At 59.0% G+C, this 12,191-nt stretch carries 14 protein-coding genes; 4 read left to right on the top strand and 10 right to left on the bottom strand.

The window, feature by feature from the left end; all coding sequences use genetic code 11:
* Positions 1-22: 22 nt before the first annotated feature.
* A complete protein-coding gene (locus ACQZ5Y_RS04580) occupies positions 23-1,024 on the bottom strand; it encodes an aldo/keto reductase (RefSeq protein WP_174002569.1) in 1,002 nt (333 codons plus the stop codon).
* 117 nt (positions 1,025-1,141) lie between these two features.
* On the opposite strand from ACQZ5Y_RS04580, the gene ACQZ5Y_RS04575 reads away from it, so the two are divergent.
* Positions 1,142-2,032 carry a LysR family transcriptional regulator gene (locus tag ACQZ5Y_RS04575; protein WP_111782880.1) on the top strand — a complete coding sequence of 297 codons (891 nt, stop codon included), beginning with the start codon at positions 1,142-1,144 and terminating at the stop codon, positions 2,030-2,032.
* Here ACQZ5Y_RS04575 and ACQZ5Y_RS04570 read toward each other — a convergent pair whose 3' ends face one another.
* The 4 genes from ACQZ5Y_RS04570 to ACQZ5Y_RS04555 form a co-directional block, all read right to left on the bottom strand.
* Positions 2,033-2,476: a GNAT family N-acetyltransferase gene (locus ACQZ5Y_RS04570; protein ID WP_003514632.1), complete on the bottom strand. Its 444-nt coding sequence runs from the start codon at positions 2,474-2,476 to the stop codon at positions 2,033-2,035.
* Between the two features lies 1 nt (position 2,477).
* Positions 2,478-3,428 carry an aldo/keto reductase gene (locus tag ACQZ5Y_RS04565; protein ID WP_038492642.1) on the bottom strand — a complete coding sequence of 317 codons (951 nt, stop codon included), beginning with the start codon at positions 3,426-3,428 and terminating at the stop codon, positions 2,478-2,480.
* Positions 3,429-3,539: 111 nt separating this feature from the next.
* Complete coding sequence (locus tag ACQZ5Y_RS04560) at positions 3,540-4,523, bottom strand: GlxA family transcriptional regulator (protein WP_174049128.1); 984 nt, start codon at positions 4,521-4,523, stop codon at positions 3,540-3,542.
* Entirely contained in the window at positions 4,523-5,083 is a 561-nt protein-coding gene (locus ACQZ5Y_RS04555; RefSeq protein ID WP_174049129.1) for an isochorismatase family protein, read from the bottom strand. The genes ACQZ5Y_RS04560 and ACQZ5Y_RS04555 overlap by 1 nt, the downstream gene beginning before the upstream one ends.
* A 180-nt stretch (positions 5,084-5,263) precedes the next feature.
* Here ACQZ5Y_RS04555 and ACQZ5Y_RS04550 point away from each other — a divergent pair, with 180 nt between their 5' ends.
* Positions 5,264-6,247, top strand: a complete 984-nt coding sequence (locus tag ACQZ5Y_RS04550) for a Gfo/Idh/MocA family protein (RefSeq protein ID WP_003514640.1) — start codon at positions 5,264-5,266, stop codon at positions 6,245-6,247.
* Here the strand turns inward: ACQZ5Y_RS04550 and ACQZ5Y_RS04545 are convergent.
* Positions 6,244-6,615 (bottom strand): hypothetical protein, encoded by a 372-nt coding sequence (locus tag ACQZ5Y_RS04545; protein ID WP_174042086.1) that lies wholly within the window; start codon positions 6,613-6,615, stop codon positions 6,244-6,246. The two genes, ACQZ5Y_RS04550 and ACQZ5Y_RS04545, sit on opposite strands and share 4 nt — an antisense overlap.
* A gap of 11 nt (positions 6,616-6,626) precedes the next feature.
* A complete protein-coding gene (locus ACQZ5Y_RS04540) occupies positions 6,627-6,869 on the bottom strand; it encodes a hypothetical protein (RefSeq protein ID WP_003514644.1) in 243 nt (80 codons plus the stop codon).
* Positions 6,870-7,059: 190 nt separating this feature from the next.
* Here ACQZ5Y_RS04540 and xseA point away from each other — a divergent pair, with 190 nt between their 5' ends.
* Complete coding sequence (gene xseA / locus ACQZ5Y_RS04535) at positions 7,060-8,664, top strand: exodeoxyribonuclease VII large subunit (RefSeq protein WP_013635328.1); 1,605 nt, start codon at positions 7,060-7,062, stop codon at positions 8,662-8,664.
* Here the strand turns inward: xseA and ACQZ5Y_RS04530 are convergent, their stop codons facing one another.
* From ACQZ5Y_RS04530 to ACQZ5Y_RS04520, 3 genes are all read right to left on the bottom strand, one after another.
* Positions 8,665-9,867 (bottom strand): mandelate racemase/muconate lactonizing enzyme family protein, encoded by a 1,203-nt coding sequence (locus ACQZ5Y_RS04530; RefSeq protein ID WP_003514648.1) that lies wholly within the window; start codon positions 9,865-9,867, stop codon positions 8,665-8,667.
* A 54-nt stretch (positions 9,868-9,921) separates the two neighbouring features.
* Complete coding sequence (locus ACQZ5Y_RS04525; RefSeq protein ID WP_174049130.1) at positions 9,922-10,629, bottom strand: FadR/GntR family transcriptional regulator; 708 nt, start codon at positions 10,627-10,629, stop codon at positions 9,922-9,924.
* Between the two features lie 113 nt (positions 10,630-10,742).
* The gene (locus tag ACQZ5Y_RS04520; RefSeq protein WP_019564468.1) at positions 10,743-11,243 is read right to left on the bottom strand and encodes a MarR family winged helix-turn-helix transcriptional regulator; all 501 of its coding nucleotides are present in this window, start codon (positions 11,241-11,243) and stop codon (positions 10,743-10,745) included.
* A gap of 81 nt (positions 11,244-11,324) precedes the next feature.
* Between ACQZ5Y_RS04520 and ACQZ5Y_RS04515 the strand changes: the two genes are divergently transcribed.
* Entirely contained in the window at positions 11,325-12,191 is an 867-nt protein-coding gene (locus ACQZ5Y_RS04515; protein WP_174049131.1) for an EamA family transporter, read from the top strand.

The following is a 12,191-nucleotide window of genomic DNA, read 5'->3' as shown; positions in this document are numbered from 1 at the left end:
AGTCGCCTCGGCTTTTTTGTTTTTAGCGGTTCGCCATCTGGGACATACGCTCGGGATATCGTTGGCCGGCAACCTTTGCTGGAGAAAGCAACGCGCCAAGGCTGGCGACTTCTTCTGCCGTCAGCGATACGTCCGCTGCCGCCACGTTTGTCTCAAGATTGGCGATTTTCGTCGTACCGGGGATCGGAACGATAAAGTCACCCTGCGCCAGAACCCAGGCCAGCGCCAGTTGCCCGGCGGTAACACCCTTTTCGGCAGCCATGTCTTCCAGAAGCTTGATGAGCGCCAGATTGGCATCGAAGTTTTCACTTTGGAAGCGCGGCAGGCCGCGGCGGAAATCGTCGGATGCAAGTCCGTCGAGCGACTTCAGCGCGCCCGTCAGGGCACCACGCCCGAGCGGGCTGAAGGGGACGAAACCGATACCGAGTTCCCGGCAGGTTTCCAGCACGCCGTTTTCCTCCACATCGCGGGTCCACAACGAATATTCGCTCTGTATGGCAGCGATCGGGTGAGTGGAATGCGCCTTGCGAAGTGTTTCGGCACTCGCTTCCGAAAGGCCTAGATGTTTCACCTTGCCCTGCCGCACCAGTTCCGCCATGGCGCCGACCGTATCTTCGATTGGAACATCCGGATCGACGCGATGCTGATAGAACAAGTCGATGGTGTCGACGCCTAGGCGTTTGAGAGAGGCTTCGGCGACGGCGCGCACATTTTCCGGGCGGCTGTCGGTACCCACCATCATCTGGCCTGCGGGTTTGCTGGCGTCGATTTTGAAACCGAACTTGGTAGCTATGACCACATTGTCGCGATAGGGCTTCAAACCCTTGCCGACGAGGATTTCGTTGTTGTAAGGCCCATAGACCTCTGCCGTGTCAAAAAAAGTGACACCGAGTTCGACGGCGCGGTGCAGCGTCGCTATTGCACTATTTTCGTCGCCGGTCGGGCTATAGGCATGGGTCATGCCCATGCAGCCGAGGCCAAGCGCCGAAACGGAAAGGTTGTTTCCGAGAGTTCTTTTTTTCATCTGTTCGTCCTTCCATGAGGAACCGCCCTTTGTCAGGGGCGTGGTGAGAAGATAGCGCCCTAAGACGGCAAAAATAATCGCTGCAAATCGTTGCGGGTTGTTCTATTATTTAGAACAATGAACCGTGTGCAACTCTCTCAACTCGCTGTCCTCGCTGCCGTTGCCGAAGGCCGCAGCTTTCGTAAAGCTGCCGCCGAACTTGCCATTGCGCCTTCCGCCGTCAGCCATGCAGTATCGTCGCTCGAAGCGAGCCTTGGCCTGCGCCTGCTGCATCGTACCACCCGCAGCGTTTCGCCGACAGAGGAGGGTAGGCGGCTTCTCGAGACGCTTGGGCCGGCCCTTGCTGAAATCGATGCCGTCATCGATACGCTTGCCGAGCATGGCGGAAGGCCGGCCGGACCGTTGCGGATAACCCTGCCGAGACTTGCGGCGGAGGACCTGATCATGCCTCGGCTTGGCGAGTTCCTGCGGCTATATCCAGATATCTCGCTGGAGATTTCGACCGATGACCGCTTCGAGGATATTGTCGCAAAAGGTTTCGATGCCGGCCTGCGGCTCGGCGAGAATCTTGAAGCGGATATGATTGCCGTGAAGGCGAGCGGCCCATGGCGTGGCGCGATTGTCGGCGCGCCCACCTATTTCGCAGAAAATCCCCCTCCCCGTGAGCCGAGGGATTTGATGCGGCATCGCTGTATTCTCCGTCGCTTCTCCAGCGGTCTGCTCTACCGCTGGGAGCTGGAAAAGGACGGCAGACCTTTGGTGGTCGATGTGCAGGGGCCGCTCATCCTGTCGGACCAGAGCCTTATTCGCCGGGCGGCGATTGACGGCGCGGGTCTGGCTTTCGTTTTCGAACAGCGCGTAGAAGACGACATCAAGGAAGGCAGGCTGGTCCGGGTGCTGGAGGACTGGTGCGCGCCCTTTGATGGTTTTTATATCTATTACCCCTCGCGCCGGCAGATGCGCCCGGCGCTAAGGGCTTTCGTGGATTTCTTCCGCTTCAGAGGGTGATCAGAACTTGATGCGATAGCGGATATGGCCGTCGCTTTTGACGTAGCTGTCGTAAAGCTTCTGGGCACGGTGATTGTGCTCGTCCGTGTTCCAGTAAAGCCGGGACCAGCCCTTTTCCTTGCATATGGCAATGAGGTCATCCATCAGCGCCCGGCCTGTTCCCTTGCCGCGGATCGCGCCGTCAACGAACAGGTCTTCCAGATAGCAGTCGGGCGTTTTCACCCAGGTGGAATCATGGAAGTGATGGATGGCGAAACCGGCCATCCTGTCGCCCAGAAGAGCCACGCGCATGGAAACGCGTGATGCCGGATCGAGGATACGCGCCCATGTATGGTCCGTAACTTCCTCGGCAAGGTGTACGTTATAGAAGGCGAGATAGTCGTTCCACAGGCGCAGCCATTCTGCCCGGTCTTCCGGCTCCGCGTCGCGAATTACAAGATCCATGTCACGCGCCCGCCTTGTCGAGCAGCGTCATCATCTCATCCGTCAGCTTGAGATTGACGGCGCGTTTGAAGCTTTCGAGTTGCGACAGGCTGGTGGCGCTGGCAATCGGTGCCGTCACGGCCTTCTTCCGCAATAGCCACGCCAGCGCGATATCGGCAAGCTTGGCTCCGGTTTCCACGGCAACCGCATCCATGGCGCCCAGAACGGCAAGGCCGCGGGCGTTGACATATTCACCCACCCGGTAGCTGCGGGCGACGCCCTCGGTATCCGCCTTGGCGCGATATTTCCCGGTGAGGAACCCGGCCGCGAGGCTATAATAATTGATGACACCAATTTCCTGGGCGACGCAAAGATCGGCAAGCGGGCCTTCGAAATCCGCACGGTTGTAGAGATTATATTCGGGCTGCAGCACATCGTAACGGGGCAGATCGTTCTTCGCGGCCGTGTCCAGCGCTTCCTGAAGCTGGCTCACCGAATAGTTGGAGCACCCGATGGCGCGTATCTTTCCCTGTTCCTTCAGCTTTGCAAAGGCTGCAAGCGTTTCCTCCAGCGGCACATCCGCGTCCGGCTTATGGGCGAGGTAGAGATCGATATAGTCGGTTTGCAGCCGCTTCAACGAGGCGTCGACAGCCTCTGCGATCCATTTGGCGCTGAGGCCTGTCTTCTGACCGCGATTGTCGAAACCGACCTTGGTAACGATCACCGCGTCCTCACGCTTGACGCTCGACTGTTTCAGCCATTTTCCGATGATGGCTTCCGACTCTCCGCCCTCATGCCCGTCCACCCAGGCGGAATAGACGTCTGCCGTGTCGATGGCGTTGAACCCGGCGTCGAAAAATGCATCGAGCAGGGCAAAGGAAGTCTTCTCGTCCGCTGTCCAGCCGAACACGTTGCCGCCGAAGACGATCGGGGCGATGGAGAGGCCGGTGCGGCCAAGGCTTCGTTTTTCCACGGGGAATGCTCCTGTTGCTGTCTTTGGCGGCAAGGTTATCAACTGCTTGCCGGCATAACCATTCAATTCCTTTGATGGCATTCATCGGGCAACGGGCAAAAGCGGGTGAGATCAGGCCGGAAAGCCGCGATAATGGCTGGGCGGGAGGTGATTGTGCTGTTGCCACACGCGCCGCAAATGCCGGGCGGAGGCAAAGCCCGCCCGCTCCGCAATTGTCTCCATATCCAGACGGCTGTTTGTAAGGATGTCGCGGGCAAGATTGACCCGCATCAGGTTGACGTAGTCGATGACGCTGATGCCGGTATGCTCGCGAAACAGGCGGGACAGGTGCCTCTCGCTGAGTGCGGCAATATCGGCCAGCCGTTCCAGCGACCAGTCCTGAGCCGGTTCAGTCATCACCCGGTCCTGCACCCGGTGAATGGCGGGGTGAATGTGGTTGCGGCCGGTAAGCCAGGGGGAGATTTGCGGATCATTGCCGCTGCGCCTGAGATAAACGACCATGTTTTTGGCAATGCGCGCCGCGACCGCAGGCGATGTCAGTCGGGAAACGACATGCAGCATCAGGTCGGTGCCGGTGGAAATACCGGCGCTGGAGAAGCGGTTGCCATCCTCCACGAAAAGACGGTTCTCGGCCACCTGCGACAGCGGTGCGGTGCGGCGCAGCGCTTCGATGCAATCCGCATGTGTCGTACAGCTCCGCCCGTCGAAAAGTCCTGCTTCGCCCGCCAGCAGTGCGCCGGAGCAAATGGAAATGACTGTGGTGTCCGCGCGCACTGCGCGGCGCAACCATGCTATCAGCGCCTGCCGCTCCCGTCGCATCTCCGGCGCGTTGTCGAATCGGGAGATGCTGCCGGAAATCAGCAGGAAAGCATTGTCCGGCAGGCTCTCGGGCAAAGCCTCCAGCCCGCAAAGCCCAAGGCCGATGGAGGATTGCTGCTGGTCATGTTCCGCGATGTAACGGCAGTCGAAATGGATGTCCCGCTGTTCTGCGTTGGCATAACGGATCACCTCCAGCGGGCCGGCAATATCGAGCAACAGCGCGTGTGGCGGCACAAGCGTATAAAAGGGAATGGTCCGCGTGCCGCCATTGTCCATCAGGCGGCCTTTCGTACCGTTTCGAGAACGTCGCCGACGGTTGCGATGCGCGCAAAGCGACCGGCCAGCACCAGCTCGGTTCGGGTGCGAATATCATCAGGGCTGAACACGGTGCCCGAGGCGTGCGTCATTGGAAAGGTAAGCGTCGCCTCGGTGACGTAATCGACTGTGTAACCGAGGTCCGATGCATGCCGTGTGGTCGTTTCGCAGCACTGTTCGGTGCGGATGCCGGATACGATCAGCCGGTTGATACCCTTTTGCGTCAGCCAGATATCGAGGCCGGTGCCGGCGAAAGCAGAGTGGCGGTTCTTGCGAAAGGTGACGTCAGGGGTAATGCTCACACCTTCCAGCGCGCGAATATAGCCGCTCTCTTCTGCAAAGGCCCGGTCGCCATCGACATGAAAGATTTGCACGACTGGAATGCCCGACGCCTTGGCGCCGTCGATCAGTGCCTGCTGTTTTTCCAGATAGGCGGGAAGTTCGCTTTCCTCGAAATAGGGGGTGTGCCGGAAGGATTCCTGAACGTCGATGACAAGGAGTGCTGTGTGAGAAGAGGACATTTCATGATTCTCCATTAGGTTCATGCATAGCATAATTCACCGTTGAAAGGCTGGATAAAAGCATGGAAACCGACAAAGGAAGGACGAATCCGGCCATAGCGTTTGCAGTTACGTTTCGTGCGACTTGCCAGGCGTCGCGACAATGGTAAGTTTCCCGGAATTACAGAGTGGGAGAATGAGATGCTGCGCTTCGGAATAATTTCAACGGCGAAAATCGCTCAGGATCACGTCATTCCGGCGATTCAGGATGCGCGGAACTGTGTGGTCAGCGCCATCGCCAGCCGCGATCATGCCAAGGCGCGTGCGGTTGCAGATCGTTTTTCCGTCCCGCATGCCTTCGGCTCCTATGAGGAAATGCTTGCATCCGATGTGATCGATGCCGTCTATATTCCGCTTCCAACCTCGCAACATGTGGAATGGACCATAAAAGCTGCCAATGCCGGCAAACACGTGCTGTGTGAAAAGCCGATCGCACTCAAGGCTGAAGAGATCGACGCCATCATCGCGGCGCGGGACGACAATGGCGTTGTCGTGTCGGAGGCTTTCATGGTCACCTATTCTCCTGTTTGGGCCAAGGTGAAGGAATTGCTGGCATCAGGTGCAATCGGAACGCTGAAGCATGTGCAGGGCGCTTTCAGCTACTTCAACCGCGATCCCGGCAATATGCGCAATATTCCCGAACTGGGCGGCGGGGCCTTGCCGGATATCGGCGTCTACCCGACCATCGTCACCCGTTTTGCCACGGGTGCCGAGCCGAAGCGCGTACAGGCGAGCGTCGAGCGTGATAAGGAATTCGGCACCGATATCTATTCAAGCGTCAGGGCCGATTTCGGCGGCTTCGAACTGAGCTTTTATCTGGCGACGCAGCTTGCCGCTCGCCAGCTGATGGTTTTCCACGGTACGGACGGGTACATCGAGATCAAGTCTCCCTTCAATGCAAATCGCTGGGGTGCGGAGGAAATCGAGTTGACCAACCAGGGCCATAACCAGTCGCAAGTCTTCCGGTTTCAGGATAGTCGCCAGTACAAGCTGGAGGCGGAGGCCTTCGCCCGCGCGGTGAAAGGTGAGGGCGAGGTCGTCACCCTGGAAAGCTCGAGGAAGAACCAGCTTTTCATCGATGCCATCTACCGTGCGGCGGAAAAGGACGGTTGGGAGACGGTTTAATCCTGATCCGCACGCTGCTTTTGAAGCCGCCTATAGCCGTAAAGCGCCAGCACCAGTGCCGCGAGTGCGGAAAAGGCGAGCGGGACCAGCGGCTGCACCAGTGGATTGCGCCATTGCAGCAGGGCGAACAGCCCGACGCCAACCATGCGGGAGATAAGCGTAACGGCGTTCAACAGAAAGCCGTTCAGCTCATTGGGGCCATCGCCATTCGAATGGTTTAGCCTCCAACTCGTCGCAAGCCCTGCCAAAGCGCCCGGAAGACGGGCGGCAAGCGGGTCGATGCCGATATAAAAAATCAGCAGAAAAGAGATGGAAAGGTCTACAGCCAGTCCGTAAACCTCGGTCAGGGCGAAGTGGCGAAGCCGCAAGGCCGTGTGCTTTAAAGCGTCGGCTGGGTGGAGCGCGGACGTTGCAGCACGAGAAGGCCGATGACCACACTCACAACGCCGAAATTATAACCGGCAAGCGCCAGGAGCAGCGACATCAGCGGCACGGCGGTTGCAGAAATCGCCATCGCGACACCATAGGCGCCGATAACCATCAAGCAGATGAAAATGATGCTGAATACCGAACGCAACGCAACTGCGGTTACGCCGAGCAATGTGGCGGTAAGAAAAATCATGAATGCCGCCTCCTCTTTGGTTGCCGGGTCTGGGATAAGACGTAGCGTCCTCTTCCCTAACGAACCCTTGTTTTCTCCTCCCTCACCCATTTTCCTAACTCGTTAGTTGAGGATATGGTTTCACCGCCGTTAAAATAGACCCGGCCAGTACCGGCATTTCCGAATCGACGGGTTTTGGTTACAAACGGGCATGAGCGATATTTTCTCCAATGCCGCATTGAGCAATCTTGCCGAGTTCTCGGTTTCCGAACTGTCGGGTTCCATCAAGCGAACGGTGGAGACGGCTTTCGATCAGGTGAGGGTGCGCGGCGAGATTTCCGGCTACCGGGGTCCGCATTCTTCGGGTCACGCCTATTTCTCCCTGAAGGACGATCGCGCCCGCATCGATGCGGTTATCTGGAAGGGTACTTTCTCGCGGCTGAAGTTCCGCCCGGAAGAGGGCATGGAGGTCATCGCCACCGGCAAGGTCACCACCTTTCCCGGCTCCTCGAAATATCAGATCGTCATAGAAAGCCTGGAGCCGGCCGGCGCGGGCGCGCTGATGGCTTTGCTGGAGGACCGCCGCCGGCGTCTGGCGGCGGAGGGGCTGTTCGATGCGGAACGCAAACGCCGCCTGCCGTTCATGCCGCGTGTCATCGGTGTTGTCACATCGCCCACGGGCGCAGTCATTCGCGATATTCTCCACCGGATTTCGGATCGTTTTCCGGTCCATGTCGTCGTCTGGCCGGTCAAGGTGCAGGGGGAAGGCTCGGGTGAGGAAGTGGCGAACGCCATTCGCGGTTTCAATGCGCTTCAGCCCGGCGGTGAGATTGCACGCCCCGACGTGCTGATCGTCGCCCGTGGAGGCGGCAGTCTGGAAGATCTCTGGAGCTTCAACGACGAAATCGTCGTGCGCGCCGCTGCCGAGAGCGAAATCCCGCTGATTTCCGCTGTGGGGCATGAGACGGATACGACCCTGATCGACTACGCCGCCGACGTGCGCGCACCGACACCGACGGGTGCCGCCGAAATGGCCGTGCCGGTGCGTGCGGAACTGGAGGCGCAGCTCTCCGGCCTTGCGGCGCGCCTTTCCGGCTCGGTATCACGCCAAATGGACAATCGCCGACAGGGCGTGCGTGCTCTGGTGCGTGCGCTGCCATCGCTTGACCAGCTTCTGGCTCTGCCGCGCCGTCGTTTCGACGAGGCCGCAAGCGGTTTGGGTCGCGGGCTTGAAATGACGACGCTGAACAAGCGCCGCGCGTTCGAACGCTCTGCTTCGGGTCTGAGGCCGGAAATCCTGCTGAATGGTCTGCGGCAGCATCGCCAGCGTGTTACGGAACGCATGCAGAGGGCCGAGGCGCTTGTGGAGCGCCGCCTGTTGCAGGCACAGTCGAGAATTTCCTCGACCGATTCCGCGCTGCGTTCGCTGCCAGCCCGCTTGCTCGGCCAGTTGGAGAGGCAGAAGGAACGGGTCGTCACCGCAACGCGACGTGCCGATACCGCTGTGCTTCACCGCATGGCGCAGAACCGCTCGGGCCTTGCTGCCCATGACCGCATCCTGCAGTCGCTGTCCTACAAGAATGTGTTGAACCGCGGTTATGCTGTCATCCGCGACGAAGAGAACCGGCCCCTGACCCGGGCTGCTGCCATCGCGTCCGGCGCTGTGGTGTCGATGGAGTTTGCCGACGGTCGCGTGGCCGCCCTGACGACAGGCGAGGCTACTCCATCATCTGACGTTCAGACGCCTGCCGCTCCCAAAAAGAAGCCGGTGAAACCGGCCTCTTCCGACCCGGGAAATCAGGGCAGTCTGTTCTGATTAGATAGACGCCGCATCTGAAAAACGACGGCTGACGGTGAAGGTCTTTTCAATATCGGGATGCAGCTCCATGCCAAGGCCGGCACCCGGCGGCACGGTGATCATGCCGTTTTTGACTTCTGGCAATGCGGTAACGAGATCGCGGTACCACGTCTTGTAGAAGGCGCGCACGCTTTCCTGCACCAGCGCATTCGGTGCGTTGAGCGACAGATGCGTGGAGGCGCAGAGTACCACCGGGCCGGTGCAATCATGCGGCGCAACGGGCAGATGCCAGGCTTCGGCCATGGAAGCGATCTTGCGCGCTTCGGAAAGTCCACCACACCAGCTGATGTCAAGCATCACCACACCGGCGGCGCCAGTTTCCAGGAGATCTCGGAAAGCCCATCGTGAGCCGAGCGTCTCCGATGCGGAAATCGGCGCGGGTGAAACGGCAGCATAACGCGTCAGGCTGGAAAGGCTGTCCATCTTGATCGGATCTTCGTGCCAGAAGGTCTGGTAAGGGGTGAGCGCCTTGGCGATCTGCATGGCGGGCAGAAGCTGCCACATGGAGTGAAACTCCACCATGATATCCATCTTGTCGCCGACTGCCTTACGAATTTTCTCGAACGGCTCGAGCGCGCTTTTCAGGTCAGGCATCGAGATATATTGGCCGCGCGTCTTTTCCGCCGCCGCATCGAAAGGCCAGATCTTCATGGCCGTGATGCCGTCTTCCAGCAGCGAATGGGCAAGCTCGTCGGCCCGGTGCAGGAAGCCGTTCAGATCGTCATAATCCTTGCCGCCGGACAGGCCGTAGTTGGCCGTCTGCTGGCCGGTCGCCTTCTTGATATATTCCGTGCCCGCGCAGGTATTGTAGGTGCGGATTTCCCTGCGGCTGAAGCCGCCAAGCAATTGCGCAATGGGCTGGTTGGTAGCCTTGCCAAAAATATCCCAAAGCGCGATATCGAAGGCCGAATTGCCGCGTACTTCCGCACCCGATGAACGGAAGCCGAGATAACCGACGAGATCCTGTGCCAGAAGGTCGATCTGCAGCGGATCGCGGCCGATCACGCGGGGTGCGATATATTCGTGCACATAGGTTTCAACCGTCTCGGCGCCGTAGAAGGTTTCACCAAGTCCGGTAATGCCCTCATCCGTGTGGACCAGAACCCAGAGCAGGTTTGCCCGTTCCGCCACGCGGACGGTTTCGAGTTTCGTAATTTTCATGAAGTGTCTCCTCCAGAGGCAGGCAGTTTTCGGTCTGGAACTGCGTTTGAAAAATCAGGCGATGCCGGCGGCCAGAAGCGCATGCACGCTTTCATCGAAATGCCGCGCCATAAGTGTTGAGGCCGTTTGCGGGTCGCCCGCGGCAATGGCCTGTCCGATGGCGATATGAAGTTCAGTCGCGGCATGACGCTGCGCGTCGGATTTGCGGCTCTTCCAGCCGATCGGCCATGTCTGGCGCGTCACATTCTGAAAGGCGCCGAGAATGAGTTCGAAAACCGGGTTCTTGGAGGCTCTGGCAACGGCAAGGTGAAAGGCAAGGTCGTGTTCCATGACCCTGTCACTATTACCAAAGTCCCGCTCCATATTGTTGGCGTGGTCGAGAATGGTGAGCGCCTCCAGATCCGTTCGCCGCAGCGCCGCCAATGTCACGGTTCTGACTTCGATGGTGCGGCGCACGTCGTAAATCTGCTGGATGTTGATCTGCTCGGTGTGAATGCCATGTTCGAACATCAGCGACATCGCGCCATGATCCAGCGTCGCCACCGTGGCGCGCTTGCCGACGCTGACATCGATCAGCCGCATGGCCGACAAGGACCGGAAAGCCTCGCGAACCACGGTGCGCGAGACACCGAGCTGCTGCGAAAGCGAAAGCTCGCTGGGCAGCTTCGCTCCGGGGGCAAGTTCGTTTTCGCGAATGTGGCGCGTGATTGCGCCAATCGCGCTGCTGACGAGATCGGTTTCCTGCGAAATGGGCTTATACAATCGTTCCTCCAACCTGTAGGACAGGTTAACGGAAAATTGCTTATAGGATTCTTAGCGCCAAAACAAGCGCCATCACCTGCGCGATTGCTGGTTCCTGTCCGCTTTTTAGGGAACTAAGCTTCAAACCCCTGTAGAAACCGCTTCACAAGCTTGTTCAGCGCCGTGCGTTCTTCTTCGCTGAGCTGTGCGACCAGCCGTTGCTGGTTCTCGACATGGGCGCTGACCGCGTCCTCGACAATGGCAAATCCCCGCTCCGTCAATGATATCAACACGCTGCGCCGATCCTGCGGGTTGTGGATGCGCTCCACCAGACCCGCTTTTTCCAGCTGGTCGATCCGGTTGGTCATTGTGCCGGAGCTTACCATTGTCATGGCCAGCAGATCACCGGGCGAAAGCCGGTAGGGCGCGCCCGCGCGCCGTAATGTCGCCAGCACATCAAAAGCGGAAGAGGAGAGGCCGTGTTTCAGCAGCACCGCCTCCACCTCGCGACCGAGATGCGTGGTTAGCCGTTTCAAGCGCCCAAGCAGCCCCATTGGCTCGACATCGAGATCGGGCCTCTCCTTGCGCCATTGCGCCAGAATGTGATCGACGTGATCATTCGGTTCTTTGTTCATTACCAAGGCATAACAACTGATATCTTGACGTCAAGATAAAATTGGCTAAGTTGTATTTATCTTGATGTAGAGATTCTTGAAATGAAGAAAAATACCACCTATGCCGCCGATGTGCTGGTGATGGCACTTGCCCCCGCCATCTGGGGAACGACCTACTTCGTCACCACCGAATTCCTGCCACATGGATATCCATTCCATGTTGCGATGCTGCGCGCCTTGCCGGCCGGAGTATTGTTGTTGCTTCTGGTCAGAAAACTACCGGAGGGCATCTGGTGGTCTCGCAGCCTTATTCTAGGTGCGCTGAATTTCTCGTTTTTCTGGGCGATGCTTTTCGTTTCGGCTTACCGGCTGCCGGGTGGTGTAGCCGCGACTGTGGGTGCGATCCAACCCCTGATCGTCATCGGCCTTTCGCGGCTGTTTCTCGCCGCGCCGGTCCGGCCGCTGGCCATTGTCGCTGGTCTTCTGGGTATTTTAGGCGTCGCACTTCTGGTTTTGGCGCCGGGTGCTGCCGCGCTGGATGCCGTCGGCGTGGCTGCGGGTCTTGCAGGCGCCGTATCCATGGCCTTTGGAACCGTGCTCACCCGCAAATGGCGACCGCCGGTATCGAACCTCACCTTTACGGCCTGGCAATTGACGGCTGGAGGCATTCTGCTTCTGCCGGTCGCATATTTCCTGGAACCGGCCCTGCCTGCACCTACCGCTGCCAATATTCTCGGCATGGCCTATCTCGGCATTATTGGTGCCGCCTTGACCTATTTTCTGTGGTTCCGGGGTCTCGCCCGCATCGAACCCTCGGCTGCAGCCTCGCTCGGTTTCCTAAGCCCCGTCGTTGCGACCCTGCTCGGCTGGCTGGCGCTCGGCCAAAGCCTCACGCCAGTGCAAATCGTCGGCTTCGTTGCAGTGCTTTTCAGCATCTGGCTCAGTCAGCGGAGCCAGCTGCCGAAATAG

It is taken from the genome of Agrobacterium sp. A3-95 (assembly GCF_053521785.1).
Note: the sequence above shows the minus strand (reverse complement) of the source record. Positions and strands in the feature narration are given on the sequence as shown.